The organism is Pseudomonas sp. B21-047 (assembly GCF_024748775.1).
Lineage (GTDB): Bacteria > Pseudomonadota > Gammaproteobacteria > Pseudomonadales > Pseudomonadaceae > Aquipseudomonas > Aquipseudomonas capeferrum.
On sequence record NZ_CP087169.1, the window covers coordinates 51,577 to 78,216 of the forward strand.

Consider the following 26,640-nt stretch of genomic DNA (forward strand, 5'->3'; position numbering starts at 1 on the left):
GGTGCTGGCATGGATGCCCGCTTCTTCGTACTGTATATAAACACAGCACAGGGGCGCACCATGTTACCTCCAACACCGCAAAAAGGCCGTGGTACGGCGCACAATCCGCACAACCGCTTCGCCCCCAACCACTCGGTGGTGGAGGATGACGGCTGGTACCAGGAGGTGCCGATCAGCCAAGGCACCGAGGTGCGAATCGAGACGGCAAAGACGGTCATCAGCCGCAACACCTCGCCCGATCTGCCATTCGACCGCTCCATCAACCCCTATCGGGGCTGCGAGCATGGCTGCATCTACTGCTACGCACGCCCCTCACACGCGTATTGGGACCTTTCCCCAGGGCTGGATTTCGAAACCAAGCTGATCGCCAAGACCAACGCGGCCGAAGTGCTCGAACAACAGCTGAGCAAGCCGGGCTACGTCTGCGCGCCCATCAACCTGGGCTCCAATACCGACCCCTACCAGCCCATCGAGCGTGATCACCTGCTGACCCGTCGCTTGCTGGAGGTACTCCTGCGCTTCCGGCACCCGGTGACCATCGTCACCAAGGGGTCGCTGGTACTGCGTGATCTGGACCTGTTGGCCGAGATGGCCAGCCAGCGCCTGGCGCGGGTGATGATCAGCCTGACGACGCTGGATGACGACTTGAAGCGGGTGCTGGAACCGCGGGCGGCCTCGCCCAAGGCGCGGTTGCGGGCGATCCGGGTGCTGCGCGAGGCGGGGGTGCCGGTGGGGGTCTTGTGTTCGCCGATGATTCCGATGATCAACGACAGCGAACTGGAGCGCTTGCTCGAGGCCGCCAAGGAAGCGGGTGCCCAGAGCGCAGCCTACATGATGTTGCGCCTGCCGCTGGAAGTGGCGCCGCTGTTCGAGCAATGGTTGCAGGACCATTACCCCCAGCGTGCGGCCCATGTGTTGAGCCTGATTCGCCAGAGCCGCGGCGGTGAGCTGTATGACAGCCGCTTTGGTAAACGGATGCGTGGCGAGGGCATTTTTGCCGAGCTGCTGGCTCAGCGCTTCGCCAAGGCCGCGCGCAAACTGGCTTTTGAAGGGCGTGAAGCACAGGCGCTTGATTGCTCCAGGTTCTGCCCGCCTGGTGGCCAGTTGGCATTGTTCTGACCGTGTTGGCGCGTGTTCCATGGGCTGTGTCCAGGAGCAACCCCAGTGCCACTAATCCAAGTGAATAATCACAGTAATAGTACTAGGCAACTGATGTTTTTTTGCTATTATTCAGACCCCGCCTTATCTATCTGGAACGCCTGTTCTAGAGCCTCCGAATTAAGTTTCAGTTAAGTTTTCCCCGTTAGCGTAGGCAATCAGTCAACGAAGACTGTGATTTGTGGCCTGTGCGTGTCATCTAAATCCCTGCATAGCCAGAATCTTTCACCGGTAAAATGGACTTACCTACACACCGCCAAGAGGATGAATCATGCCCGTCAAGGACCCATCCAAGGTCGCTCCGGATGTACCCGCCGAGGGCGCCGATGCCGCTCTGAAGCACATCGTCGACGGCTTCCTGCGCTTTCATCATGACGTCTTCCCCGAGCAGCAAGAGCTGTTCAAGAAGCTCGCCACCGCGCAAACGCCACGCGCGATGTTCATCACCTGCGCCGACTCGCGCATCGTCCCCGAGCTGATTACCCAAAGCTCGCCAGGCGACCTGTTCGTGACCCGTAACGTCGGTAACGTAGTGCCCCCGTATGGCCAGATGAACGGCGGCGTTTCCAGCGCCATCGAATACGCCGTACTGGCCCTGGGCGTGCACCACATCATTGTCTGCGGCCACTCCGACTGCGGCGCGATGCGGGCGGTACTCAACCCGCAATCGCTGACCAAGATGCCGACCGTTTCCGCCTGGCTGCGCCACGCTGAAGTGGCACGCACCGTGGTCGAGAACAACTGCTCTTGCGGCAGCGAGCACGAGACCATGCAGGTGCTGACCAAGGAAAACGTCATCGCCCAGCTGCATCACCTGCGCACGCACCCATCGGTTGCCTCGCGCCTGGCGGCCGGTGAGCTGTACATCCACGGTTGGGTCTACGACATCGAGACCAGCAAGATCGAAGCCTATGATGCTGCCAGCGACAGCTTCCTGCCCCTGGCGGCGGGCGAGCCGGTGCCCTGCGCTACTCCGAGAGGCCGCTACTAAGCGACCCTGACACCGTCAAAACCTTGATAGCCGGCTGCACCCTCTGGGGTGTGGCGCGGCCTTCGGCTGCCTTGAAATCCCTGACTGCCCTGCCGGCATGCTCGCTGGCGGCCCGCGCCTGCGCGCCTTTCAGGGGCCAACGTGCCCACGGCCAGAGGAATGGCCGTGCAACAGAAAATGGAGAAACAGGGTGAACATTACACAGTTGAAAGCGGCCTTGCCGCGAGAGTTGTTAGCGTCGGTGGTGGTATTTCTGGTTGCCCTGCCCTTGTGCATGGGCATCGCCATCGCATCGGGCATGCCGCCCGCCAAAGGCCTGATCACCGGCATCATCGGCGGGCTGGTGGTGGGCTTTCTGGCGGGTTCGCCGCTGCAGGTCAGTGGCCCGGCCGCGGGCCTGGCGGTGCTGGTGTTCGAGCTGGTGCGCCAGCACGGCGTGGCCATGCTCGGGCCGATCCTGCTGCTGGCCGGGCTGCTGCAGTTGTTGGCCGGGCGCTTTCGCCTGGGCTGCTGGTTCCGCGTCACTGCACCGGCAGTGGTGTACGGCATGCTGGCGGGTATCGGCGTACTGATCGTGTTGTCACAGGTGCATGTGATGTTCGACACATCGCCGCAGCCTTCGGGCCTGCAGAACCTGTTGGCGTTTCCTTCGACGCTGGCGGCTGCCCTGCCGATGGAAAGCGCAGGCGCGGGCTGGCAAGCCGGTGCGCTTGGCCTGGGCACCATTGCGGTGATGTGGGGCTGGGAGCGCTTGCGGCCACAGAAGCTGCGCTTTATCCCCGGTGCCTTGCTGGGCGTGGCGGCAATGACGGCCATCAGCATGTGGCTGGCCCTGCCGGTGAATCGGGTGCAGGTACCGGCAGACCTTTCCGAGGCCATCGACTGGATCCGCTTGGATGACCTGATGAAACTGGCCGACCCTACGCTGCTGGTAGCTGCATTCGCCCTGGCCTTCATCGCCAGTGCCGAGACTTTGCTGTCGGCTGCCGCGGTTGACCGCATGCACAGTGGCCAGCGCTCGGACTTCGACCGTGAGCTGTCGGCCCAGGGCATCGGCAACATGCTCTGCGGTGTGCTGGGCGCCTTGCCGATGACCGGGGTGATCGTGCGCAGTTCGGCGAATGTCCAGGCCGGCGCACAAACCCGTGCCTCGGCGATCTTCCACGGCCTGTGGCTGTTGGCGTTCGTCGTGGTGTTGAGCAGCGTGCTGCAGCAGATCCCGGTGGCCAGCCTGGCGGGCGTGCTGGTGTTTACCGGCGTCAAGCTGGTGGACTTCAAGGCGTTTCGTGGGTTGGGCAGGTACGGCCGGATGCCGATGTTCACCTATGCAGCGACCGCCTTGGCGATCATTTTCACAGACCTGCTGACCGGCGTGCTGCTGGGCTTTGCCTTGACCCTGCTGAAGCTGGCGTTCAAGGCGGCGCGGCTGAAGATCAACCTGGTGAGCCTGGCCAAGCCTGGGCACATGGAATTGCGCCTGAGTGGCGCAGCAACATTCCTCAAGGTGCCGGCATTGACCCAGGTGCTGGATACGGTGCCGGCGGGGACCACCTTGCATGTGCCGTTGGGCAACCTCAGCTACATCGACCACTCGTGCCTGGAACTGCTTGAGGACTGGAGCCGCAGCAATGCAGCCAATGGCTCGCGGTTGCTGATCGAGCAGCGGCGGTTGAAGCGGCGCATCGAGGGGCGCTTGCGGACAACGGCGGGGGTTGGCGCTTAGTATTCAGCTGTTGTGTTGCCTGAGCGGGCCTCTTCGCGGGCTTGCCCCGCGATGAGGCCAGATCAGACTGCATCAATGCTGGATTCAGGCCGGCTGGCCCAGCTCCACACCCAGCTGGCGCGAAAGGCATGGCCAACGCTTCCAGGCAGCGCCCGTCTCGGCGCTGCACAAGGTATCGCGATAGGCCTCTACCGATTCCTTGGCAAAGCTCGCTTCATTGAGCATTTCGTCAACCGAATGGTGCACCACTTCATCGAGCTGGTTGGCGAACGTCTCGCCGATCAGCTGATGGGCAATCAGGTTGGCCATGGTGGTATCGAACGGAATCAGCGGCTGCTTGAAGTGCTGGATATACAGGTCGTTGACCTCTTCCACCAGGCGATGCGCCAGGTACGCCTCATCCAGCAGGCAGTCCAGGCCCACGTGCCCTTGCATCACGCTGGGCGGCTGCATGAAATAAGCCTCGGCAATTTTCAGCACCGGCTTGATCTGCGATTCGATGCCTGCTTCACGGGCCACCTCGTGGGCAGCCTCCAGCAGCTCTGGCACCTGGTCGATGTAGGCGCTGACGAAACGCGCCAAAGTACCCTGGGCGTCCTGCTCAGGCAGGTGGATCGAAGGGTGCAAATGCGGCAGTTGTTGCTCGAGTCGCGCTTTCAGTTGGTTGGTCTGGCGCTCGTGTTGATGGGCTTGGCTAATCTGCTCGCGTACAGCAGCGATGTTCATGACAACTCCAGGGACATTACGTTTCAAACGGAAGACACTAAATTAGCTCGGTATACAGAATACCTAAGACGCATTTGTTATAACCCGCGCAAACGTGTGCACGCTGTGGCATATCGGAATGCCATTATTGGGCCACATCCTATCAAGCACGCGGCTTTCAAGGCATTCGGCAAATTCATGAAGTTCATTTCACTGGTGTCATTGCGTGCCATTGGTCGCTGTCTATACTCCCGTTGAACGTGATTCGTTGATGAGGCCCGACTGCTTTTGCAGGGGCTCGGTCGTCGAAGCCAGGCAGTCTTGACCGCCGTTCCCTCTTGCCGCAGGCCACGCCTCCGGGACAACAAGAATTAGAAGGGGAACCCGCAATGATGCGACATCCACCTGTCTGGATGGGCCTCCTGTTGTGGACAGTTTTCGGTCAGGCCAACGCCGCCTGGACCGTGAACATGGCGCCAGGGGCGACGGAAGTCTCCAACGCCGTCTTCGACCTGCACATGACCATTTTCTGGATCTGCGTGATCATCGGCATCGTGGTGTTTGGCGCGATGTTCTGGTCCATGGTCGTGCACCGCCGTTCGACCGGCCAGCAAGCTGCGCATTTTCACGAGCACACCTGGGTCGAAATCATGTGGACCGTGGTGCCGTTCCTGATTCTGGTGGCCATGGCCATCCCCGCCACCAAGACCCTCATCGACATCTACGACGCCAGTGAATCGGACATCGACATACAGGTCACCGGCTACCAGTGGAAGTGGCACTACAAATACCTGGGCCAGGACGTGGAGTTTTTCAGCAACCTGGCCACCCCCGCCGACCAGATCCATAACAAGGCCCCCAAGGACGAGCACTACCTGCTCGAAGTCGACCAGCCGCTGGTGCTGCCGGTGGGTGCGAAAGTGCGCTTTCTGGTGACCGCCGCCGACGTGATCCATTCCTGGTGGGTGCCGGCCTTCGCGGTCAAGCGTGATGCCATCCCCGGCTTCGTCAACGAGGCCTGGACGCGTATCGAGAAACCCGGCATCTACCGCGGCCAGTGCACCGAGCTGTGTGGCAAGGACCACGGCTTCATGCCGGTGGTGGTCGAGGTCAAGTCCAAGGCCGACTACGACACCTGGCTCGGCGAGCGCAAGGCCGAGGCCGCCAAGCTCAAGGAGCTGACCAGCAAGGAGTGGACCCTCGAAGAGCTGGTCGAACGTGGCGACAAGGTCTACCACACCACCTGCGTGGCCTGTCACCAGGCCGAAGGCCAGGGCCTGCCGCCGATGTTCCCTGCACTCAAGGGCTCGAAAATCGCTACCGGGCCGAAGGAAGACCACCTCGGCATCGTCTTCCACGGCAAGCCCGGCACGGCCATGGCCGCGTTCGGCAAGCAGCTCTCGGAAGTGGATATCGCCGCCGTGGTCACCTACGAGCGCAACGCCTGGGGCAACAACAAGGGCGACATGGTCACGCCGAAGGATGTGCTGGCGCTCAAGCAGGCAGAAGCGCAATGAACCGGGTTACTCGCGGCAATCAATGGATTGCAGGAGACAGGACATGAGTGCAGTGATCGACGACCACGGCCACGGCCATGAGCACGCCCACGGCCCGGCCAAGGGCCTGATGCGCTGGGTGCTGACCACCAATCACAAGGACATCGGCACGATGTACCTGTGGTTCGCCTTCATCATGTTTCTGCTCGGTGGCTCGTTCGCCATGGTGATCCGCGCCGAGCTGTTCCAGCCCGGGCTGCAGATCGTCGAGCCTGCGTTCTTCAACCAGATGACCACCATGCATGGGCTGATCATGGTGTTCGGCGCCGTGATGCCGGCGTTCGTCGGCCTGGCCAACTGGATGATCCCGCTGATGATCGGCGCGCCGGACATGGCCCTGCCACGGATGAACAACCTCAGCTTCTGGTTGCTGCCGGCGGCCTTCCTGCTGCTGGTCTCGACCCTGTTCAGCCCCGGCGGCGGGCCCAACTTCGGCTGGACGTTCTACGCCCCGCTGTCGACCACCTATGCCCCGGCCAGCGTGACCTTCTTCATCTTTGCCATCCACCTGATGGGCATCAGTTCGATCATGGGCGCGATCAACGTGATCGCCACCATCCTCAACCTGCGTGCGCCGGGCATGACCTTGATGAAAATGCCGCTGTTCGTCTGGACCTGGCTGATCACCGCGTTCCTGCTGATTGCGGTGATGCCGGTACTGGCCGGCGTGGTGACCATGATGCTGATGGACATCCACTTCGGCACCAGCTTTTTCAGCGCCGCCGGCGGTGGCGACCCGGTGCTGTTCCAGCACGTGTTCTGGTTCTTCGGCCACCCCGAGGTGTACATCATGATCCTGCCGGCGTTCGGCGCGGTCAGCTCGATCATCCCGGCGTTCTCGCGCAAGCCGCTGTTTGGCTACACCTCGATGGTGTATGCCACCGGGGCGATCGCTTTCCTGTCGTTCATTGTCTGGGCGCACCACATGTTCGTGGTCGGTATCCCGGTGGTGGGCGAGCTGTTCTTCATGTATGCCACCATGCTCATCGCCGTGCCCACCGGGGTGAAGGTGTTCAACTGGGTCAGCACCATGTGGGAAGGGTCGCTGACCTTCGAAACGCCGATGCTGTTCGCCATCGCCTTCGTCATCCTGTTCACCATCGGCGGTTTCTCCGGGTTGATGCTGGCCATCGCGCCTGCGGACTTCCAGTACCACGACACCTACTTCGTGGTCGCCCACTTCCACTACGTGCTGGTGCCCGGGGCGATCTTCGGTATCTTCGCCTCGGCTTACTACTGGCTGCCGAAATGGACCGGGCACATGTATGACGAAACCCTCGGCAAGCTGCACTTCTGGCTGTCGTTCATCGGCATGAACATGGCCTTCTTCCCCATGCACTTCGTCGGCCTGGCGGGCATGCCGCGGCGCATTCCGGACTACAACCTGCAGTTCGCCGACTTCAACATGGTCTCCTCGATCGGCGCCTTCATGTTCGGCGCCACGCAGATCTTCTTCCTGTTCATCGTCATCAAGTGCATCCGTGGCGGTGCTCCAGCGCCGGCAAAACCCTGGGATGGCGCCGAAGGCCTGGAGTGGTCGGTCCCCTCGCCTGCGCCTTACCACACCTTCCAGACCCCACCGGACGTGAAGTAGAGGAGCGCCCATGAACGGCCTGTCGCTCAAACGCCTGGTCTTGCGCCTGCTGATGCTGACGGTGGTGATGTTCGCCTTCGGTTTCGCCCTGGTGCCGATCTATGACGTGATGTGCAAGGCCTTCGGCATCAATGGCAAGACCGGCGGCCAGTACGAGGGCAGCCAGGTCAGCGACCCATCGCGCTCGGTGCGGGTGCAGTTCATGTCGACCAACGCCAGTGACATGGTCTGGGACTTCTACTCCACGGCCGACCAGATCGACGTGAACCCCGGTGCGGTCAACCAGATGATCTTCGTGGCGCGCAACCCGACCGACCGGCCCATGAGCGCCCAGGCGATACCCAGCATCACCCCGGCCGAGGCCGCGGCGTATTTCCACAAGACCGAGTGCTTCTGCTTTACCCAGCAGGTGCTGCAGCCCGGCGAACGTATCGAGATGCCGGTGCGCTTCATCGTTGACCGCGACCTGCCGGCCAACGTGAAGCACCTGACACTGGCCTACACCTTGTTCGACATCACCGCTCGCCACCCGCCGGTCGCGCATGTTGCGGCCCAGGACGTCCAGGGCGCCCGTTAAGGGAAGGAGAACAGCAATGGCAAGTCATGAGCACTATTACGTTCCGGCGCAGAGCAAGTGGCCGATCATCGCCACCATCGGCATGTTCATCACGGTGTTCGGCCTGGGTACCTGGTTCAACGACATGAAGGCCGGGCACCCCGACTCGCATGGGCCGCTGATCTTCTTCGTCGGTGCGTTGTTACTGGCCTACATGCTGTTCGGCTGGTTTGGCGCGGTGGTGAAAGAGAGCCGCGCCGGGCTGTACAGCGCGCAGCTGGACCGCTCGTTCCGCTGGGGCATGAGCTGGTTCATCTTCTCGGAAGTGATGTTCTTCCTGGCCTTCTTCGGTGCGCTGTTCTACGTGCGGGTGCTGGCCGGGCCTTGGCTCGGTGGCGAAGGTGCCAAGGGCGTCGCGCACATGCTGTGGCCGACGTTCGAATTCACCTGGCCGCTGTTGCATACCCCGGACCCGAAACTGTTCCCGCCGCCCAAGGAAGTCATCGACCCTTGGCACCTGCCGCTGATCAACACCATTTTGCTGGTCAGTTCGAGCGTGACCATCACGATTGCCCACCACGCCCTGCGGCGTGACCACCGTGGGCCGCTGAAGCTGTGGATGGCGCTGACCATCGTGCTGGGCCTGAGCTTCATCGCCCTGCAGGCCTTCGAGTACCACGAGGCCTATACCGAGCTGGGGCTGACGCTGGGGTCGGGGATCTACGGCGCGACCTTCTTCATGCTTACCGGCTTCCATGGTGCCCACGTGACCTTGGGCACGATCATTCTGATCGTCATGTTCGTGCGCATCCTGCGCGGGCATTTCAATGCCGACAAGCACTTCGGCTTCGAAGCGGCCAGCTGGTACTGGCACTTCGTCGATGTGGTGTGGGTTGGGCTGTTCATCTTTGTGTACGTGCTTTGAAACCTGGCCTGCAACTGCTTTGTGTAGGAGCGGCCTTGCGTCGCGAAAGGGCAGCGAAGCGGCCCCGGCGATTTATGTCACCACACAAAACCTGGGGCCGCTTCGCGCCCCTTTCGCGACGCAAGGCCGCTCCTACAAAAAGCAGGGGGGTGATTCAGAAGGGCGCGTGAGAGACCAGCTGGCCACTGATCAAGCCGTAAGCCACCAGCCCGAGGGTCAAGGCGGCCAGGGTCACGCGTACGGTCAGCGCTTTCAGTAAGCGCGTCGAGTTTTCATCGTCCTTGACCAGAAACACCAGGCCACTGAACAGGCTGGCAACCGTGGCCAACAGCATCAGGACAATTGCGGCCTTGAGCATGGCGCTTCTCCGGGGGGGATGCAGTGATGTGGATAAGTATAGCGAGGCGCCCGTGAGGCCGTTTCGCCCAGGTTGGCTACCGACCTTGGTGGTGCTCGCGCTGCTGCCGGGCTTGATCGCGCTTGGCTGCTGGCAACTGGGCCGCGCCGAGCAAAAGCGCGCGCTGCTGGCGACCTATGCCGAGCGCAGCATTGATGCGCCCCTCTCTACTGCCCAGCTGCAGCAACGCGACGATAGCGCTTTTCGCCGCGTGCACCTGTACGGCCGTTTCGATGCCGAACACAGCCTGCTGCTGGACAACCGCATGCGCGACGGCCAGGCCGGTGTCGAACTGCTGCAGCCCTTCCATGACCAGCCCAGCGGGCTGTGGCTGTTGGTCAATCGTGGCTGGTTAGCCTGGCCGGACCGCCGCGTGCCGGTGCACTTCGAGACCCCGGCGCAGGCGTTGGCGCTGGAGGCTTCGGTCTATGTGGCGCCCGGCAGCACCTTCCAACTGCACCCCGACCCGGTTGGGGGCCAATGGCCGCACCTGCTGACCGCCATCGATGCCGCGCAGCTGTGGCAGCAGCTGAGCCGTGAAGGCTTCGCCCATGAACTGCGCCTGCAACCCGGCCCGGCCGCCTATCGCCTGGACTGGCCAGTGGTCGCGATGGGCCCGGAAAAGCACCTGGGCTACGCCGTGCAATGGTTTGCCCTGGCCGCCGCGCTGGTGCTGCTTTACCTCTACTTTGGCTGGCACAACAACAAGAAGGAGAACCACCATGGCCGCCACCACCAGCCCACTGGAAGTGCCTGAGCGCCGCAAGCCCAGAGCCCGCGGGCGTTTGCAGCTGGTCCTGATACTGCTGGTTGTGCTCGGCCCGATGATCCTGGCCACCAGCATGTACAAGCTCAAGTTCTGGGTGCCGGAAGGCCGCAGCTATCACGGCGCGATGATCGGCAATGGTGAAAGCCGCACGGATATCGGCGTGGCAGGCCAGGACGAGCGTTGGCAGTTGCTGGTCAGTGCGCCCGAAGCCTGTACCGAGGACTGCCAGCGCCTGGTGTACCTGGCCCGGCAAATCCAGGTCGGCCTGGGCCGCGATGCCAGCCGCGCAAGCCATGCGCTGGCAACCGCCCAGCCGCTGACCGCCGACTACCAGGCACTGCTTGGTCGCGAGTACCCGCAGCTGCAACGCTACCCACTGGATGCTCCGCACTACCTGCAGAAGGTAGGCAAGCCTGGCCCGCAACTGTGGATCGTCGACCCCCACGGCAACCTGGTGCTGCGTTACGACAGCAAGGCCAACGGCAAGCACGTGCTGGACGACCTGCGCCACCTACTCAAGCTCTCCAACATCGGCTAGGAGCCTGCCATGGCCAGACCCGGATTGCGCCTCGCTGTGTTCGCCACCCTGCTGGCACTGCTGGTCGTGTTGCTCGGTGCCTATACCCGCCTGACCCATGCCGGCCTGGGCTGCCCTGATTGGCCAGGCTGTTATGGTTTCATCAGTGTGCCCAAGACCGACGCTCAGCTGGCCCACGCCGAAGTGCACTTCCCCGAACACCCGGTGGAGGCCGCCAAGGGCTGGGCCGAAATGGTCCATCGCTACTTCGCCGGCACCCTGGCGCTGGTGATCGCCTGGCTGGCCTTGCAGGCCGTACGCCGCCATGCGCGTGATGGCCAGCCCTACCGCTTGCCCGTGCTGTTGCTGGCGGTGGTGCTGGCCCAGGCGGCGTTTGGCATGTGGACCGTGACGCTGAAACTCTGGCCGCAAGTCGTCACCGCGCATCTGCTGGGTGGGTTCACCACCTTGAGCCTGCTGTTTCTGCTGTGCCTGCGGCTGTCCCGGGCCTTTGCGCCGCTGCCTAAGCTACCGCTGAGCCTACGCCGCATCGCGGCTCTGGCGCTGCTGGTGGTGGTCGGCCAGATCGCCCTGGGCGGTTGGGTCAGCGCCAATTATGCGGCGGTCGCCTGTATCGATTTGCCCACCTGCCATGGCCAGTGGTGGCCGGCGGCGGACTTCAGCAACGGCTTCCACCTGACCCAGCACGTCGGCCTCAACTACCTGGGCGGGCAACTGGACAGCGATGCGCGCACGGCCATCCACATCAGCCACCGGTTGGGTGCGTTGCTGGTCAGTGCCGTGCTGCTGATGCTGAGCTTCAAGCTTTACCGCTGTGGCCTCGCTGGCCTGGCGCGGCTGGTGCTGTTGGCCCTGGCGGTGCAGGTCGGGCTAGGCATCAGCAACGTGCTGTTCCACCTGCCGCTTGGCGTGGCAGTGGCCCATAACGCTGGCGGGGCCATGCTGTTACTGAGCATGGTGCTGGTGAACTACCGCATCCGCGTGGTCGACAAAGTGCGCGTCGGCCACGGCTGGCGCCTGACGCCGGTGGTGGGCGTGGATATCTCGCACCCAATGAGGAACGATTCGTGGCGACGCTTCTAGGCGCACAACGGGCAGGCTGGCGCGACTATCTGGAGCTGACCAAGCCCAAGGTGGTGGTGCTGATGCTGATCACTTCCCTGGCAGGGATGTTCCTCGCCAGCCGCGCAGGCGTTGCCTGGAGCGTACTGCTGTTCGGCAACCTGGGCATTGGCTTGTGCGCGGGCGGTGCTGCGGTGGTCAACCATGTGGTGGACCGGCGTATCGACGCCTTGATGGCGCGCACCCACAAACGGCCGTTGGCTGCAGGCCGGGTCGCGCCGCTGCCGGCGCTGGCCTTTGCCTTGGCCCTGGCGTTGCTGGGCATGGCGCTGTTGCTGGTGTTCACCAACGCTCTCACCGCCTGGCTGACCCTGGCTTCGCTGCTGGGCTATGCGGTGCTCTACACCGGCTTTCTGAAGCGTGCAACACCACAGAACATCGTGATTGGTGGCTTGGCCGGCGCGGCGCCGCCGCTGCTTGGCTGGGTGGCGGTCAGCGGCCATGTCAGCGCCGAGCCTTTGTTACTGGTGCTGATCATCTTCGCCTGGACGCCACCGCACTTCTGGGCCCTGGCCATCCATCGCAAGGAGGAATACGCCAAGGCCGATATCCCGATGCTGCCGGTGACCCACGGCGAGCGCTACACCAAGCTGCACATCCTGCTCTACACCCTGATACTGTTGGCCGTCACCCTGCTGCCCTATGCCATCCACATGAGCGGCCCGTTGTACCTGGCCTGTGCCCTGGCCCTGGGCCTGCGCTTCCTGCATTGGGCCTGGGTGTTGTACCGTGGCAGCCGCCCGCACGCGGCAATCGGCACCTTCAAGTACTCTATCGGCTACCTGTTCGCGCTGTTCGTCGCGTTGCTCCTTGACCACTACCTGTTGCTGAATCTATGACCCGAACCCAGAAAACCGTCTTCATCCTCGTCGCCCTGGTCGCGTTGATCCTGGGCCTGACCGTCAACAAGGTGCTCAATGGCCGCGACCAGCCCAACCCCACCGAACTGATCGACGCCGGCATCATCCTGCTGCCGCAGAGCCGCACGGTGGCAGATGTGACCATGACCAACCAGGACGGCCAGCCGGTGGCGCTGAATGACCTGAAGGGCAAGTGGTCGCTGCTGTTCTTCGGCTACACCTACTGCCCGGACATCTGCCCGACCACCCTGGCCCAGTTGCGCCAGGTGAAGAGCGAACTGCCCAAGGAGGCGGTGGACCGGTTGCAAGTGGTGCTGGTGAGCGTGGACCCGAACCGCGACACGCCGAACCAGCTCAAGCAGTACCTGGGTTACTTCGACAAGGATTTCGTCGGGGTGGCGGGCTCGATCGAGGACACCCAGAAGCTGGCCAATGCCTTGAGCATTCCGTTCATCCCGGCGGATACCAGCAAGCCGGGGTATACCGTGGATCACAGCGGTAACCTGGCGATTGTCGGGCCGGATGGGCGTCAGCGTGGGTTCATTCGTGCGCCGTTCAACAACCAGAAGCTGCTGGCGCAGTTGCCCGGGCTGGTGAAGCGGGATTGAGATTTTGGGCCTGCTGCGCAGGCCTTGCCGGGGCGCCGGACCGGTCGGAAAGGGCCGCAAAGCGGCCCCATGGATTTCGGATCAGAAAGCGGGTACTACAGCGCCCTTGTACTTCTCGTTGATGAACTGCTTCACCTCTGGCGAGTGCAGTGCAGCCGCCAGTTTCTTCATGTCATCCGAGTCTTTGTTGTCCGGGCGGGCAACCAGGATGTTCACATAAGGCGAGTCGCTGCCTTCAATGGCCAGCGCGTCCTTCGCAGGGTTCAGCTTGGCTTCCAGCGCGTAGTTGGTGTTGATCAGGGCAGCATCGACCTGGGTCAGCACGCGCGGGATGGTGGCCGCTTCCAGCTCACGGAACTTGATGTTCTTCGGGTTCTCGGCAACGTCCTTCACGGTCGACAGGATATTGCTGTTGTCCTTGAGCGTGATCACGCCGGCCTTGGCCAGCAGCAGCAAAGCACGGCCGCCGTTGGTGGCGTCGTTGGGAATGACCACGGTGGCGCCCGAAGGCAGCTCGGCGAGCTTCTTGTACTTGGACGAGTACACGCCCAGCGGCTCGATGTGCACGCCGGCAACGCTGACCAGGGCGGTGCCCTTGGCCTTGTTGAACTCATCCAGGTACGGCTGGTGCTGGAAGAAGTTGGCGTCCAGGCGCTTTTCGGCGACCTGCACGTTCGGCTGGATGTAGTCGGTGAATACCTTGACCTTCAGGTCCACGCCTTCTTTAGCCAGTTGTGGTTTGACGAACTCGAGGATCTCGGCGTGCGGCACCGGGGTGGCGGCAACGGTCAGGGTATCGGCGTGGGCCGAAAAGGCCGCGACAGCGGCAGCGACAGCAAGCAGCTTCTTCATGAATCACTCCTTGTGAGGGCCGCGACGGCCCCCGAACGGGTCGGCCAGGCCGACCCCATTGGGGTTACTTACGGGAAAAATGCACGACCAGTTTGTCGCCCACACTTTGCAGGACTTGAACCAGCACCAGCAGCAGCACCACGGTCACGACCATGACATCGGTCTGGAAGCGCTGGTAGCCGAAGCGGATGGCCAGGTCGCCCAGGCCGCCTGCGCCCACCACACCGGCCATCGCGGTGTACGAAACCAGGGTGATGGCGGTGACGGTGATGGCTGCGAAGATGCCCGGGCGGGCTTCCGGCAGCAAGGCACTGGTGATGATCTGGCGCGTCGTCGCGCCCATCGACTGGGTGGCCTCGATGATGCCGCGGTCGACCTCGCGCAGGGCGGTTTCGACCAGGCGCGCGAAGAACGGCGTGGCCCCTACCACCAGCGGCGGAATGGCCCCGGCGACGCCCAGCGAGGTGCCGGTGATCAGCACGGTGAACGGGATCATCACGATCAGCAGGATGATGAACGGCAGCGAGCGCAGGATGTTGACCACCAGCGACAGCAGCGCGTACACGCCCTTCTGTTCGAACATCTGGCGTGGGCCGCAAAGGAACAGCAGCACGCCCAGCGGCAGGCCCAGCAGCACGGTGAAGAACAACGAGCCGAACAGCATGACCATGGTGTCGACGGTGGCCAGCCAGATTTCGGCCCAGTCGACGTTGGCGAAGAAATTCAGGGCGTCCATCAACGCAGTACCTCCATATGTACGTCAGCTGCCTTGAAGCGGTCGAACGCCGCTTCCATGTCGCCGCCGGTGACGGCCAGGGTCAGCTGCCCATAGGGGACATCCTTGATGCGGTCGATACGCCCGGCCAGGATGCTGTAGTCGACGCCGGTCTCGCGGGCCACGGTGCCCAGCAGCGGTGCGTAGGTCGCCTCGCCCTGGAAGGTCAGGCGCACGATGCGCCCCGGTACGTGGGCGAAGTCGTCGCGCTGTTCGCCTTCATCGACCTGTTCGTCCTCCTGGACGAAACGCTTGGTGGTCGGGTGCTGCGGGTGCAGGAACACATCGGCCACCGAGCCCTGCTCGACGATCTGCCCGGCGTCCATGACCGCCACGCGGTCGCAGACCCGGCGGATCACGTCCATTTCGTGGGTGATCAGGACGATGGTCAGCTTCAGCTCACGGTTGATCTCGGCCAGCAGTTGCAGCACCGACGCGGTGGTCTGCGGGTCGAGGGCGCTGGTGGCCTCGTCGCACAGCAGGATCTTCGGGTTGGTGGACAGGGCACGGGCGATGCCCACGCGCTGCTTCTGGCCGCCGGACAGCTGCGCCGGGTACTTCTTGGCGTGGTCGGATAGCCCGACGCGGGCCAGCAGCTCGGTGACGCGCTTGTCGATCTCGCTGCGCGACAGCCCGCCGGCCAGGGTCAGCGGCAGGGCGACGTTGTCGGCCACGGTCTTGGATGCCAGCAGGTTGAAGTGCTGGAAAATCATCCCGACCTGCTGGCGGAAGCCGCGCAGTTGGTTGGCGTTGAACGCAGTGACGTCCTCGCCATCGACGATGATCGTGCCGCCCGAGGGCTCTTCGAGGCGGTTGATCAGGCGCAGCATAGTGCTTTTGCCGGCGCCGGAATGGCCGATCAGGCCGAACACCTGGCCGTCTTCGATGGTCAGGCTGGTCGGGTTGAGGGCGGGGATTTCCCTACCGGCGACGCGGTAGGTCTTATGGACATGTTGGAACTCGATCACGTAGCGAACCTTGTGGGGCGCATGGAATTTTGGGTCAGCGGTTAGCTGGGGTCGCGCATTTTAGCCTTTTCCCATAGCTGTTCTTAGCATTTATTTCGTCATGCACCAACCCAGCGGGCATAACGCGACAACCGGTAAAGCTTATTGAACGTAGCCAATCGGGCTCCAGTCACTACTAGAACAAGCCCACACGGGCAAGCCTGAAGACTGATGAGGAAAGCTGACCATGCCCAGCAAGAAAACGGACGCGCCCAAAGAGAGCCAGGCCGCCGGTACCCAGACGCCCGACAAGGCCAATACCAATGCCAAACTGCAGAGCCTCGAGGCTGTGCGCAGCGATGCGACGGGCCAGGCTTTGCGGACCAACCAAGGCGTGCGCATCGCCGACAACCAGAACACGCTCAAGGCCGGTGACCGCGGGCCTTCGCTGCTCGAAGACTTCATCATGCGCGAGAAGATCACCCACTTCGACCATGAGCGCATCCCGGAGCGGATCGTCCACGCACGCGGCACCGGTGCCCATGGCTACTTCCAGAGCTACGGCAACCATGCTGCCCTGACCAAGGCCGGTTTCCTGCAGGACCCAGAGAAGATCACCCCGGTATTCGTGCGTTTTTCAACCGTGCAGGGCCCACGCGGCTCGGGCGACACCGTGCGAGATGTACGTGGCTTCGCGGTGAAGTTCTACACCGATGAGGGCAACTTCGACTTGGTTGGCAACAACATGCCGGTGTTCTTCATCCAGGACGCGATCAAGTTCCCCGACTTCGTGCATGCGGTCAAACCCGAGCCACACAACGAGATGCCTACGGGCGGCTCGGCCCACGATACGTTCTGGGACTTCGTTTCGCTGGTGCCGGAGTCTGCGCACATGGTCATGTGGGCCATGTCCGACCGCGCCATCCCCCGCAGCCTGCGGATGATGGAAGGCTTTGGCATCCACACCTTCCGCCTGATCAATGCCGAAGGGGTGGCCAGCTTCGTCAAGTTCCATTGGAAACCACGCCAAGGGGTGCACTCGGTATTGTGGGATGAGGCGCAGAAACTGGCGGGTAAGGACACCGACTTCCACCGCCGCGACCTGAGCGAAGCGATTGAGATGGGTGACTACCCAGAGTGGGAGTTGGGCGTGCAGATCGTGCCCGAAGCCGACGAGCATAAGTTCGAATTCGACCTGCTCGACCCCACCAAGATCATCCCCGAAGAACTGGTGCCGGTCACGCCGCTGGGCAAGATGGTGCTCAACCGCAACCCCGACAACTTCTTTGCCGAAGTGGAGCAGGTTGCCTTCTGCCCTGGGCATATCGTGCCTGGCATCGACTTCTCCAACGATCCCCTGCTGCAGGGGCGGTTGTTCTCCTATACCGACACCCAGCTGAGCCGCCTGGGCGGGCCTAACTTCCATGAAATCCCGATCAACCGCCCGGTTGCGCCGAACCATAACAACCAACGTGACGCGCTGCACCGGCAGACTATCCACAAGGGCCGCGCCTCGTACGAGCCGAACTCGATCGATGGCGGCTGGCCGAAAGAAACCCCTGCCGCAGCCCAGGATGGCGGCTTCGAGAGCTACCAGGAGCGTATCGATGCGGTGAAGATACGCCAACGCAGCGAGTCGTTCGGTGATCACTTCTCGCAGGCGCGGTTGTTCTTCCAGAGCATGAGCCCGAATGAGCAGCAGCACATCATCAAGGCCTACAGCTTCGAGCTGGGCAAGGTTGAGCGTGAGCATATCCGGGTGCGTGAGGTAAATGAGATTCTGGCCAACATCGACCTGAAACTGGCTGCGGCCGTGGCGGCCAACCTCGGCCTGCCTGCGCCCAAGGCCGGCACGGTTCAGGTCAAAGGCAGCAAGCTGGCGAAATCGCCCGCCTTGAGCCAGATGAACCACCCCGGCGATGTAGGCATCAAGGGCCGCAAGATTGCCGTGCTGGTGGCTGACGGCGTGGACGGTGCCAGCGTCGATCAACAGGTCAAGGCGCTGGAAGCGCACAGTGCTCGCATCATGGTGCTCGGGCCTACGTCGGCGCCGGTTAAAACCGCCCAAGGCAAGCCACTGCCGGTGGATGCGTCGATGGAGGGCATGCCATCGATCATGTTCGACGGCATTGTGGTGCCGGCTGGCAAGGCGTCGTTGGATGCGTTGGGTGCCAGTGGGCTGGCCAAGCACTTCCTGCTAGAGGGTTACAAGCATCTGAAGGCGATCGCGCTGGCCAAGGAAGGCAAGGCGTTGCTGGACAGCTTGGGGCTCAAGGAAGACAAGGGCCTGCTGCTGGGGGATGACCAGAAGACCGTGGATGCCTTTGTGAAAGCGGTTGAAGGGCATCGGGTGTGGGAGCGGGAGGCGGCTGCTGAAGCAGTACCAGCCTGACAGGGCCGCTTCGCGGGGCAATCCGACTTGCCCCGCGAAGCATTCAGCGCTGGTGCGGGACCAGTACCACCTGCGCCGGCAATTTGCGCTGGATTTCATGCTTCTGCTTCAGCGCAAAGCTGCTGTCGAGCTTGTGAACGCGCTTTTCCAGCAGGGTCTTCAGCCAAGGCGCGTCCTCGGTGCGTGGTACCTGAAACACCACCTCGCACTGGTAATTGACCACGTCCTTGGCAATTTCATCGAGCTGACGGCGCATGGCAGCCATGTCCGTAGTCTTCAGCGCAATCACCGTGCTTGGCGCAGTCGGGTCGATGACCCGCGCCTGGGGCTTGGCCTCGGCAGCTTTCAACGCCGCCTCGGCTTTCTCCAGCTCGGCTTTGCGCGCCTGGCTGACGGCATCACCACCGGTTACTGCCGGGGCTTGCGGCATCAGGGCGCGGGCGCGGGCCAGGGCGGTGGCCGCAGCGTTGACATCGCCCTTCTGCAGGACGATCTGGCTGCGCTGCAGATACGCCTCGGCCAACTGCCGCTGGTATTGCTCCAGGCGCGGGTCTACCGGCGACTGTGCCTGCAATGCAGCCAGTTGGTCTTCGGCGGTGGCCAGCTCATTGCTGGCAATGTTTTGTTGCAACTGCTGCCAGGCATCGGCTTGAGCAGGTGCATCGGCTTGTTCGACCGGTGCGCTGGAACAGGCAGCCAGGAACAGGGAAAACGCGGCAACAAGCAGATAACGGGAGGCGAACGGCTTCATTCCTGCGACTCTCTATTTGCGCAAAAAGCGAGCAAGTCTACACCCAGGTGCGCACGCTCGAAAACAAGTCTTACAGACCCTTTACCCGTGAAAAGGTTGCAGGGCGCGCCTTCGGGCGCCCTGGCTTTCAGCGTTTCGGCAAGGCCAGGCTCAGCAAGAATAGCACTGCCGCGCAGACCACGATCGAAGGGCCGGCTGGGGTGTCCTTGAACCAGGACATGGCCAGGCCGCCACAAACCGCGGTCACCCCCAGCAGGCTGGCACCCAAAGCCATCTGTTCGGGCGAGCGGGCGTGGCGCTGCGCCGCAGCGGCCGGGATGATCAGCAACGAGGTGATCAGCAGCACGCCGACGATCTTCATCGCCACGGCAATCACCACCGCAATCAACAGCATCAATGCCAGGCGCAGGCCCGCCACGGGCAAGCCCTCGACCATGGCCAGTTCCTCGTGCACGGTCACCGCCAGCAAGGGCCGCCACAGTGCGGCGAGCAACAGCAGCACCATTGCGCTGCCACCGAGGATCCAGGCAAGGTCGGTGGTGCTGATGGCCAGCAGGTCGCCGAACAGATAGGCCATCAGGTCGATGCGCACGTCGTGCATGAAGCTCAGCACCACCAGGCCCAGGGAAAGCGTGCTGGGGGCAAGGATGCCGAGCAGGGTGTCGGAGGCCAGCGGTTGGCGTTGCTGCAAAGTCACCAGCAGGATCGCCAGCAGCAGGCAGCCCACGGTCACTGCCAAGGCTGGGCTGACGTCCAGCGCGAAACCCAGGGCGACGCCGAGCAAGGCGGCGTGGGACAGGGTGTCGCCAAAATAGGCCATGCGCCGCCACACCACGAAAGACCCTAGTGGGCCGGCCACCAGCGCCAGGGACAGACCGGCAAGCAGGGCGTAGAGAAGAAAATCAGCCATGCTTGCAGTGCTCTCCGTGAACATGGGTGCCAGGGGCGACCACCGAGCCATGCAGGTCGTGGCTGTGGTCGTGATGGTGGTGATAGATGGCCAGGCTTTTCGCGTTCTGGCCGAACAGCTCGACGAAGGCCGGGTCGCCGCTGACTTGCTCCGGGTGGCCGGAACAGCACACGTGGCGGTTGAGGCAGACCACCTGGTCGGTGGTGCTCATGACCAGGTGCAGGTCGTGGGAGACCATCAGCACGCCGCAGCCGTGGCGGTCGCGCAGGCGGGTGATGAGGTTGTACAGCTCGGTCTGGCCGACCACATCGACGCCTTGTACCGGTTCGTCGAGCACCAGCAGTTGCGGCTCGCGCAGCAGGGCCCGGGCCAGCAGCACGCGCTGCATTTCGCCGCCGGAAACGGTCTGGATCGGGTTGTCGATAACGTGCTCGGCGCCCACTTCCTGTAACGCCGACAGCGCCGCTGCCCGGTCGACGCCCGGTACCAGGCGCAAGAAGCGCAGCACCGACAGCGGCAGCGTGGCGTCGACCTGGATTTTTTGCGGCATGTAGCCGATGCGCAGGCGCGGTTTACGCCATACCTTGCCCCGGTGCGGCTTGAGCAGCCCCAGCACGGCGCGTACCAGGGTAGTCTTGCCTGCCCCGTTGGGGCCGATCAGGGTGACGATCTGGCCCGGCGCCACCGACAAGTCGATGCTGTCGAGCACCGCTTCGCCGGCGAAGGTCACACCGACCTGCTCCAGGCGGATCAGCGCGTCGCTCATGCCGCGCTCCGGCAGCTGCCGCACAGGCCTACCACTTCCACGGTCTGGGTTTCGACGCTGAAGCCGACGCCCTTGGCGCTGTTGATGATGGCGTCGCTGATGCTGGCCTGCTCCAGCTCGATGGCCACATGGCAGGCGCGGCAGATCAGGAACTGGCCCTGGTGCACGTGCTCGGGGTGGCTGCAGCCAATGAACGCATTGAGTGAGGCGATGCGGTGCACCAGGCCGTTGTCGAGTAGGAAGTCCAGAGCGCGGTACACGGTTGGCGGTGCGGCGCGGCGGCCGTCCTGCTCGCTGAGCACGGCAAGAATGTCGTAGGCGCCCAGCGGTTTGTGGCTTTGCCATACCAGCTCCAGCACACGGCGGCGCAGCGCAGTCAGGCGCAACCCTTGGCGGGTGCACAAGGCATCGGCTTCGGCCAGTGCGCTGTGTACGCAATGGGAGTGATCGTGGGGGCGGTTGGCCAGCGGCGTGATGGACATGGGCAGCGACGGTTCTGGATGGAGACGTTATTATGTTACCTGTTTCTGGCGAGCCGAGTATTCACCGTGTCCCGATTCCTAGCCCTTTTTGTCGCTTTCATCGCATTTTCAGCCCAGGCCGACGTGCGTGTGCTGACCAGCATCAAACCGCTGCAGCAGATCGCCGCCGCCGTTCAGGACGGGGTCGGCAGCCCGGATGTGCTGCTGCCGCCTGGCGCCTCGCCGCACCATTACGCCCTGCGCCCCTCCGACGTACGGCGCGTCGCGGACGCCGACCTGCTGTACTGGATCGGCCCGGACATGGAGAGCTTCCTGCCCAGGGTGCTCAAAGGCCGAGACAAGGCCACCATCGCGGTTCAGTCGCTGACCGGCATGCAGCTGCGCCATTTTGGCGAAGACAGCCACTCGCATGAAGAAACCGACCAGGACGACCATGATCACGACCACCGCCCCGGTAGCCTGGATGCGCATCTGTGGTTGTCGTCGGTCAATGCCCGGGTGATCGCGGCGAAGATGGCGGCGGACCTGGTCGAGGTCGACCCGGCCAATGCCACGCGCTATCAAAGCAACCTGAAGGCATTCGTCGAGCGCCTGGATGCTCTGGATGGGCGCATCAAGGCACGTGTGGCCGGCATCGCCGACAAGCCGTACTTCGTGTTCCACGAAGCCTTCGACTACTTCGAGGCCGCCTATGGCCTGAAGCACGCCGGGGTATTCAGCGTGGCTTCGGAGGTGCAGCCGGGCGCCCAGCATGTGGCGGCCATGCGCAAACGCCTGCAGGAAGTGGGCAAGACCTGTGTGTTCAGCGAACCGCCGCTGCGCCCGCGCTTGGCCGAGACGTTGACCGCCGGGCTGCCGGTGCGCCTGGCCGAGCTGGATGCCCTGGGCGGCACCGACCCGGTGGACGGCAAGGGCTATGAGCGCTTGCTGGAGAAGCTGGGGGGTGATCTGGCCGGGTGCCTGGAGCAGTTGTAAACCTGTAGCGGCTTCTTCGCGGGCTTGCCCCGCGAAGAAGCCGGCGAGGTTCTAGAGCGCGAACGGCAGGTGCAACGCCACTTGCTGGCGCTGCGCCAGGCGCACCTCGAACTCGCTCGGGTCATGGATCATCACATCCATCCCGGCAAACGACTCCGCCGCGATCAGGCGCGACAGCCAGAAGCGCACGCAGCCGACCCGCAACATTTCCGGCCACAATTCGGCCTCGGCTGCGGTGAACGGCCGCAGCGCCGCATAGGCCGCCAGCAGCGCCTGGGCCCGTGGCACATCGAGCGCGCCCTGCTCATCGATGCACCAGTCGTTCACGGTGATGGCGATGTCATACAGCATCGGGCCCGAGCAGGCGTTGTAGAAGTCGATCACCCCGCTCAGGTGGGTACCTTCGAACATCACGTTGTCGCGGAATAGGTCGGCGTGCAGGTTGGCCCGTGGCAAGGCCAGGATCTGCGCCTTGTGCGCGTTGATTTCGTCCAGCGCAGGCTGCAGCAGCGCAACCTGTTCGGCCGTGAGGCGCGGCATCAGCTCGGCTCCCGAGGCCAGCATCCAGTCCAGGCCGCGGTCGGTCTTGCGCTCGATGACGTGGTGACGGGTAGCCAGGTGAATGTGCGCGAGCAATTCGCCTACCTGCGCGCAGTGCTGGTTGTTCGGCACCTTGATGTGCTTGCCCGACAAGCGCGGCTGCAGCAGTGCAGGCTTGCCGCACAGTTCGCGCAGGCCATTGCCGTCGCGGTCACGCAGGGCGTAGGGCACCGGCATGTCGGCGGCGTGCAGCACGTCGAGCAGCTCGATGAAGAACGGCATGTCTTCGCTCGGGCCACGTTCGATCAGCGTCAGGACGAACTCACCCTGTTCCAGGCTGACGAAGAAGTTGCTGTTTTCGGTGCCGGCGGCGATGCCCTGGAAATCGAGCAGACGGCCCAGCTGGTACGGCGCCAGAAAGGTTTCCAGCTCAGGCCGGGTCACAGGGGTGAAGACTGACATGATGAAAAAATGCCCATACGGGCACTTCCGCCGGGAAGTGCCGGGTTGATGTGAACGATACGCGTCAGCTTACCACTCGAAGATCTTCCAGGACGGAATCAGCATGTCCGGCTGGTCGGAACGAATGAAATTGGCATCAGTGCCATCGGCGCGTACCAGAAAATAAGGCTTGCCGTTTTTCGGCGTGATCTTGATCGCATACAGGAAGCCGTTCTGGCGGTATTCCTGGATGGTTTTATCGCCTTCCGTGCGAATGGTCACCTCGGGATCGGCCGAGGGGGCGTCGTCCGCCGCCAGGGTGACGACTGGCATGGTTGCCAACAGACCGAGCAGTAACAGGCGATTGAGTGTACGCATGATAACCTTGTCCCTTTGTCGTCATTGATCCGGCTATTCTAGCTCCGGACCCGCCGAAAAGGTTGATTCTGCTCATGAGCCAAGCGCCCCTCGTCCTGGTGGACGGTTCCTCCTACCTCTACCGCGCTTTCCACGCATTGCCGCCGCTGACCACCTCCAAGGGCATGCCTACCGGCGCGGTGAAGGGTGTGCTGAACATGCTCAAGAGCCTGCGCAAGCAATACCCCGACAGCCTGTTTGCGGTGGTGTTCGACGCCAAGGGCGGTACCTTCCGCGATGCCATGTTCGCCGAGTACAAGGCCAACCGCCCGAGCATGCCTGACGACCTGCGGGTGCAGATCGAACCGTTGCATGCCAGCGTCAAGGCCTTGGGCTACCCGCTGCTGTGCGTCGAGGGCGTGGAGGCCGACGATGTCATCGGCACCTTGGCGCGCAGCAGTGCGGCGCAGGGCCGGTCGGTGATCATTTCGACCGGCGACAAGGACATGGCGCAGTTGGTGGACGGGCATGTCACCCTGGTCAACACCATGACCGGTAGCGTGATGGATGTTGCCGGGGTGCACGAAAAGTTTGGTGTCGGCCCTGAGCACATCATCGATTTCCTCGCCCTGATGGGCGACAAGGTCGACAACATCCCCGGCGTGCCGGGCGTGGGCGAGAAGACCGCTGCCGGCCTGCTGACAGGTATTGGTGGCGGCCTGCGCGAGGTCTACGACAACCTCGACAAGGTGCCGACCCTGAGCATCCGCGGCGCCAAGACCCTGCCGGCCAAGCTTGAAGAGCACCGTGAGGCGGCGTTCCTGTCCTATGAGCTGGCCACCATCAAGCTCGACGTGCCGCTGGATATCGAAGTCGAGGCGCTGGTCTGCGGCGAGCCAGATCGTGATGCACTGCTGGCCTTGTACACCGAGATGGAATTCAAGAGCTGGGTCGCCGACGTTCAGCGCGAAGCCGCGAGGGCCGGGGCGACCGTGACCGTGCCGGAGGACGCGCCGGCGGCCAAGGTCGAACCCAAGTACGAGACGGTGCTCGACCAGGCCCGCTTCGATGCCTGGCTGGCCAAGCTGCGCCAGGCCCCGCTGTTCGCGTTCGACACCGAAACCACCGGCCTCGATGCCCAGCAGGCGCAGCTGGTCGGCCTGTCGTTCGCGGTCGAGCCGCATGAGGCGGCGTATGTACCGCTGACCCACGACTACGAAGGCGCCCCGGTCCAGCTGGACCGCGAGGCCGTGCTGCTGGCGCTCAAACCCCTGCTGGAAGACCCGGCCAAAGCCAAGGTCGGGCAGAACGCCAAGTACGATATCAACATCCTGGCCAACGGCGCCCCGGCCATCCAGATGCGCGGCGTGGCCTACGACACCATGCTCGAGTCCTATGTGCTGGACTCCACGGCCACCCGTCACGACATGGACAGCCTGGCGCAGAAGTACCTCGACCACACCACCATCACCTTCGAGCAGATTGCCGGCAAGGGCGCGAAACAGCTGACCTTCAACCAGATCCCACTGGACAAGGCCGGCCCATATGCTGCCGAAGATGCCGACATCACCCTGCGCCTGCACCAGGCACTGCAGCTGCGCCTGGCCAAGACCCCAAGCGTGCAACCGGTGCTGATGGACATCGAGATGCCGCTGGTGCCGGTGCTGGCGAAGATCGAGCGCCAAGGCGCGTTGGTGGATGCCGAACTGCTCCACGTGCAAAGCGGCGAACTGGGCGTGAAAATGGCTGAACTGGAGCGCCAGGCCTATGAACTGGCTGGCGAGACGTTCAACCTTGGCTCGCCCAAGCAGCTGGGGGCGATCCTCTACGACAAGCTGGGCATGCCGGTGCTGAGCAAGACTGCCAAGGGCCAGCCGTCCACCGCCGAGGCGGTACTCGACGAGCTGGCCGAGCAAGGCTACCCGCTGCCCGAGGTACTGATGCAGTACCGCAGCCTGAGCAAGCTCAAGAGCACCTACACCGACAAGCTGCCGGGGCAGATCAACCCGCGCACCGGGCGCATTCACACCTCTTACCAGCAGGCAGTGGCCGCCACCGGGCGCCTGTCGTCCAGCGACCCGAACCTGCAGAACATCCCGATCCGCACCGCCGAAGGTCGGCGTATCCGTCAGGCCTTCGTGGCCAGCCCCGGTTACAAGCTGCTGGCGGCGGACTATTCGCAGATCGAACTGCGCATCATGGCCCACCTGGCCAAGGACGAAGGTTTGCTGCATGCCTTCCGCAACAACCTCGACGTGCACCGCGCCACTGCTGCCGAAGTGTTCGGTGTGGCGCTGGAAAATGTCACCACCGACCAGCGCCGCAGCGCCAAGGCCATCAACTTCGGCCTGATCTACGGCATGAGTGCCTTTGGCCTGGCCAAGCAGATTGGCGTCGACCGCAAGCAATCCCAGGACTACATCGACCGTTACTTCGCCCGTTACCCAGGCGTGCTGGCTTACATGGAGCGCACCCGCGCCCAGGCGGCCGAGCAAGGCTTCGTCGAAACCCTGTTCGGCCGCCGGCTGTACTTGCCGGATATCAACGCCAAGAACCCGGCCCTGCGCAAAGGCGCCGAGCGGACGGCGATCAACGCCCCGATGCAGGGTACTGCGGCCGATATCATCAAGCGGGCGATGGTCAACGTGGACAACTGGCTGACCGAGAGCGGCCTGGATGCCCGGGTGATCCTGCAGGTGCACGATGAACTGGTGCTGGAGGTGCGTGAGGAGTTGGTCGAGCAGGTGAAAGATGAAATCCGCCTGCACATGAGCCGTGCCGCGCAGCTGGATGTGCCGTTGCTGGTCGAAGCAGGAATTGGCGCGAATTGGGACGAAGCTCACTGATTGAGCCTGCAAAGCTGTGTAGGATCTGCGACGTAGTGACGCGGATCCTGGCATAGCTAGATGCCATTAGTGCTGGGTTTCATGAAACTATCGCAAATAGTTTT

At 63.2% G+C, this 26,640-nt stretch carries 26 protein-coding genes; 15 read left to right on the plus strand and 11 right to left on the minus strand.

The genetic code is table 11. The annotated features are described in order from the left end of the window. Positions 1-60 precede the first annotated feature (60 nt). The 3 genes from LOY26_RS00260 to LOY26_RS00270 all read left to right on the plus strand — a co-directional run bounded on the left by LOY26_RS00260 (position 61) and on the right by LOY26_RS00270 (position 3,872). Positions 61-1,119 carry a PA0069 family radical SAM protein gene (locus LOY26_RS00260; protein WP_047582585.1) on the plus strand — a complete coding sequence of 353 codons (1,059 nt, stop codon included), beginning with the start codon at positions 61-63 and terminating at the stop codon, positions 1,117-1,119. A 310-nt stretch (positions 1,120-1,429) separates the two neighbouring features. Then, entirely contained in the window at positions 1,430-2,149 is a 720-nt protein-coding gene (locus LOY26_RS00265; RefSeq protein WP_033702506.1) for a carbonic anhydrase, read from the plus strand. 190 nt (positions 2,150-2,339) lie between these two features. Then, the gene (locus LOY26_RS00270) at positions 2,340-3,872 is read left to right on the plus strand and encodes a SulP family inorganic anion transporter (protein ID WP_033702507.1); all 1,533 of its coding nucleotides are present in this window, start codon (positions 2,340-2,342) and stop codon (positions 3,870-3,872) included. A gap of 84 nt (positions 3,873-3,956) precedes the next feature. Here the strand turns inward: LOY26_RS00270 and LOY26_RS00275 are convergent, their stop codons facing one another. Then, positions 3,957-4,598 carry a hypothetical protein gene (locus tag LOY26_RS00275; protein ID WP_033702508.1) on the minus strand — a complete coding sequence of 214 codons (642 nt, stop codon included), beginning with the start codon at positions 4,596-4,598 and terminating at the stop codon, positions 3,957-3,959. Between the two features lie 368 nt (positions 4,599-4,966). Here LOY26_RS00275 and coxB point away from each other — a divergent pair, with 368 nt between their 5' ends. Genes coxB through LOY26_RS00295 form a run of 4 tightly spaced genes read left to right on the plus strand, consistent with a single transcriptional unit; the run spans position 4,967 to position 9,208 of the window. Continuing rightward, positions 4,967-6,094 (plus strand): cytochrome c oxidase subunit II, encoded by a 1,128-nt coding sequence (gene coxB / locus LOY26_RS00280; protein WP_047582429.1) that lies wholly within the window; start codon positions 4,967-4,969, stop codon positions 6,092-6,094. A 43-nt stretch (positions 6,095-6,137) separates the two neighbouring features. Continuing rightward, positions 6,138-7,727, plus strand: a complete 1,590-nt coding sequence (ctaD, locus tag LOY26_RS00285) for a cytochrome c oxidase subunit I (protein WP_186655376.1) — start codon at positions 6,138-6,140, stop codon at positions 7,725-7,727. A 10-nt stretch (positions 7,728-7,737) separates the two neighbouring features. After that, positions 7,738-8,304 carry a cytochrome c oxidase assembly protein gene (locus LOY26_RS00290; RefSeq protein ID WP_033702511.1) on the plus strand — a complete coding sequence of 189 codons (567 nt, stop codon included), beginning with the start codon at positions 7,738-7,740 and terminating at the stop codon, positions 8,302-8,304. A gap of 16 nt (positions 8,305-8,320) precedes the next feature. Next, positions 8,321-9,208: a cytochrome c oxidase subunit 3 gene (locus tag LOY26_RS00295; RefSeq protein ID WP_186655373.1), complete on the plus strand. Its 888-nt coding sequence runs from the start codon at positions 8,321-8,323 to the stop codon at positions 9,206-9,208. A gap of 154 nt (positions 9,209-9,362) precedes the next feature. Here the strand turns inward: LOY26_RS00295 and LOY26_RS00300 are convergent, their stop codons facing one another. Next, positions 9,363-9,566, minus strand: a complete 204-nt coding sequence (locus LOY26_RS00300; RefSeq protein ID WP_186655369.1) for a twin transmembrane helix small protein — start codon at positions 9,564-9,566, stop codon at positions 9,363-9,365. 52 nt (positions 9,567-9,618) lie between these two features. Between LOY26_RS00300 and LOY26_RS00305 the strand changes: the two genes are divergently transcribed. From LOY26_RS00305 to LOY26_RS00325, 5 genes are read left to right on the plus strand one after another with little or no spacing between them, the layout of a single operon-like run. Next, entirely contained in the window at positions 9,619-10,362 is a 744-nt protein-coding gene (locus LOY26_RS00305; protein ID WP_186655367.1) for an SURF1 family protein, read from the plus strand. Beyond that, positions 10,328-10,912 (plus strand): hypothetical protein, encoded by a 585-nt coding sequence (locus LOY26_RS00310; protein WP_186655364.1) that lies wholly within the window; start codon positions 10,328-10,330, stop codon positions 10,910-10,912. The genes LOY26_RS00305 and LOY26_RS00310 overlap by 35 nt, the downstream gene beginning before the upstream one ends. A gap of 9 nt (positions 10,913-10,921) precedes the next feature. Next, positions 10,922-11,995 (plus strand): heme A synthase, encoded by a 1,074-nt coding sequence (locus tag LOY26_RS00315; RefSeq protein ID WP_258714274.1) that lies wholly within the window; start codon positions 10,922-10,924, stop codon positions 11,993-11,995. After that, positions 11,980-12,873, plus strand: coding sequence for a heme o synthase (cyoE, locus tag LOY26_RS00320; protein ID WP_033702517.1), 894 nt, complete (start codon positions 11,980-11,982; stop codon positions 12,871-12,873). Before LOY26_RS00315 ends, cyoE begins: the two co-directional genes overlap by 16 nt. After that, positions 12,870-13,502, plus strand: coding sequence for an SCO family protein (locus LOY26_RS00325; protein ID WP_186655358.1), 633 nt, complete (start codon positions 12,870-12,872; stop codon positions 13,500-13,502). Before cyoE ends, LOY26_RS00325 begins: the two co-directional genes overlap by 4 nt. 81 nt (positions 13,503-13,583) lie before the next feature. On the opposite strand, the gene LOY26_RS00330 is transcribed toward LOY26_RS00325, so the two are convergent. From LOY26_RS00330 to LOY26_RS00340, 3 genes are all read right to left on the minus strand, one after another. Next, on the minus strand, positions 13,584-14,354 hold the full coding sequence (locus LOY26_RS00330) for a MetQ/NlpA family ABC transporter substrate-binding protein (RefSeq protein ID WP_033702519.1): 771 nt from the start codon (positions 14,352-14,354) through the stop codon (positions 13,584-13,586). Between the two features lie 64 nt (positions 14,355-14,418). After that, positions 14,419-15,090 carry a methionine ABC transporter permease gene (locus tag LOY26_RS00335; RefSeq protein ID WP_033702520.1) on the minus strand — a complete coding sequence of 224 codons (672 nt, stop codon included), beginning with the start codon at positions 15,088-15,090 and terminating at the stop codon, positions 14,419-14,421. Further along, on the minus strand, positions 15,090-16,097 hold the full coding sequence (locus LOY26_RS00340) for a methionine ABC transporter ATP-binding protein (protein WP_033702521.1): 1,008 nt from the start codon (positions 16,095-16,097) through the stop codon (positions 15,090-15,092). The genes LOY26_RS00335 and LOY26_RS00340 overlap by 1 nt, the downstream gene beginning before the upstream one ends. A gap of 226 nt (positions 16,098-16,323) precedes the next feature. Between LOY26_RS00340 and katE the strand changes: the two genes are divergently transcribed. After that, positions 16,324-18,468, plus strand: coding sequence for a catalase HPII (gene katE / locus LOY26_RS00345; protein WP_033702522.1), 2,145 nt, complete (start codon positions 16,324-16,326; stop codon positions 18,466-18,468). Positions 18,469-18,511: 43 nt separating this feature from the next. On the opposite strand, the gene LOY26_RS00350 is transcribed toward katE, so the two are convergent. The 4 genes from LOY26_RS00350 to zur form a co-directional block, all read right to left on the minus strand. Continuing rightward, positions 18,512-19,219 carry a PA5502 family lipoprotein gene (locus tag LOY26_RS00350; protein ID WP_033702523.1) on the minus strand — a complete coding sequence of 236 codons (708 nt, stop codon included), beginning with the start codon at positions 19,217-19,219 and terminating at the stop codon, positions 18,512-18,514. 127 nt (positions 19,220-19,346) lie between these two features. After that, entirely contained in the window at positions 19,347-20,129 is a 783-nt protein-coding gene (gene znuB / locus LOY26_RS00355) for a zinc ABC transporter permease subunit ZnuB (protein WP_186655352.1), read from the minus strand. Next, positions 20,122-20,895 carry a zinc ABC transporter ATP-binding protein ZnuC gene (gene znuC, locus LOY26_RS00360; protein WP_033702525.1) on the minus strand — a complete coding sequence of 258 codons (774 nt, stop codon included), beginning with the start codon at positions 20,893-20,895 and terminating at the stop codon, positions 20,122-20,124. Before znuC ends, znuB begins: the two co-directional genes overlap by 8 nt. Then, a complete protein-coding gene (gene zur, locus LOY26_RS00365; protein ID WP_033702526.1) occupies positions 20,892-21,377 on the minus strand; it encodes a zinc uptake transcriptional repressor Zur in 486 nt (161 codons plus the stop codon). Before zur ends, znuC begins: the two co-directional genes overlap by 4 nt. Positions 21,378-21,395: 18 nt before the next feature. On the opposite strand from zur, the gene LOY26_RS00370 reads away from it, so the two are divergent. Continuing rightward, positions 21,396-22,352, plus strand: coding sequence for a zinc ABC transporter substrate-binding protein (locus LOY26_RS00370; RefSeq protein ID WP_186655350.1), 957 nt, complete (start codon positions 21,396-21,398; stop codon positions 22,350-22,352). Between the two features lie 51 nt (positions 22,353-22,403). Here LOY26_RS00370 and LOY26_RS00375 read toward each other — a convergent pair whose 3' ends face one another. Beyond that, positions 22,404-23,354 carry a homoserine kinase gene (locus LOY26_RS00375; protein WP_033702527.1) on the minus strand — a complete coding sequence of 317 codons (951 nt, stop codon included), beginning with the start codon at positions 23,352-23,354 and terminating at the stop codon, positions 22,404-22,406. A 69-nt stretch (positions 23,355-23,423) separates the two neighbouring features. After that, on the minus strand, positions 23,424-23,711 hold the full coding sequence (locus tag LOY26_RS00380; protein WP_010951520.1) for a DUF2782 domain-containing protein: 288 nt from the start codon (positions 23,709-23,711) through the stop codon (positions 23,424-23,426). Between the two features lie 74 nt (positions 23,712-23,785). Here LOY26_RS00380 and polA point away from each other — a divergent pair, with 74 nt between their 5' ends. After that, a complete protein-coding gene (gene polA, locus LOY26_RS00385; RefSeq protein ID WP_186655334.1) occupies positions 23,786-26,536 on the plus strand; it encodes a DNA polymerase I in 2,751 nt (916 codons plus the stop codon). Positions 26,537-26,640 lie beyond the last annotated feature (104 nt).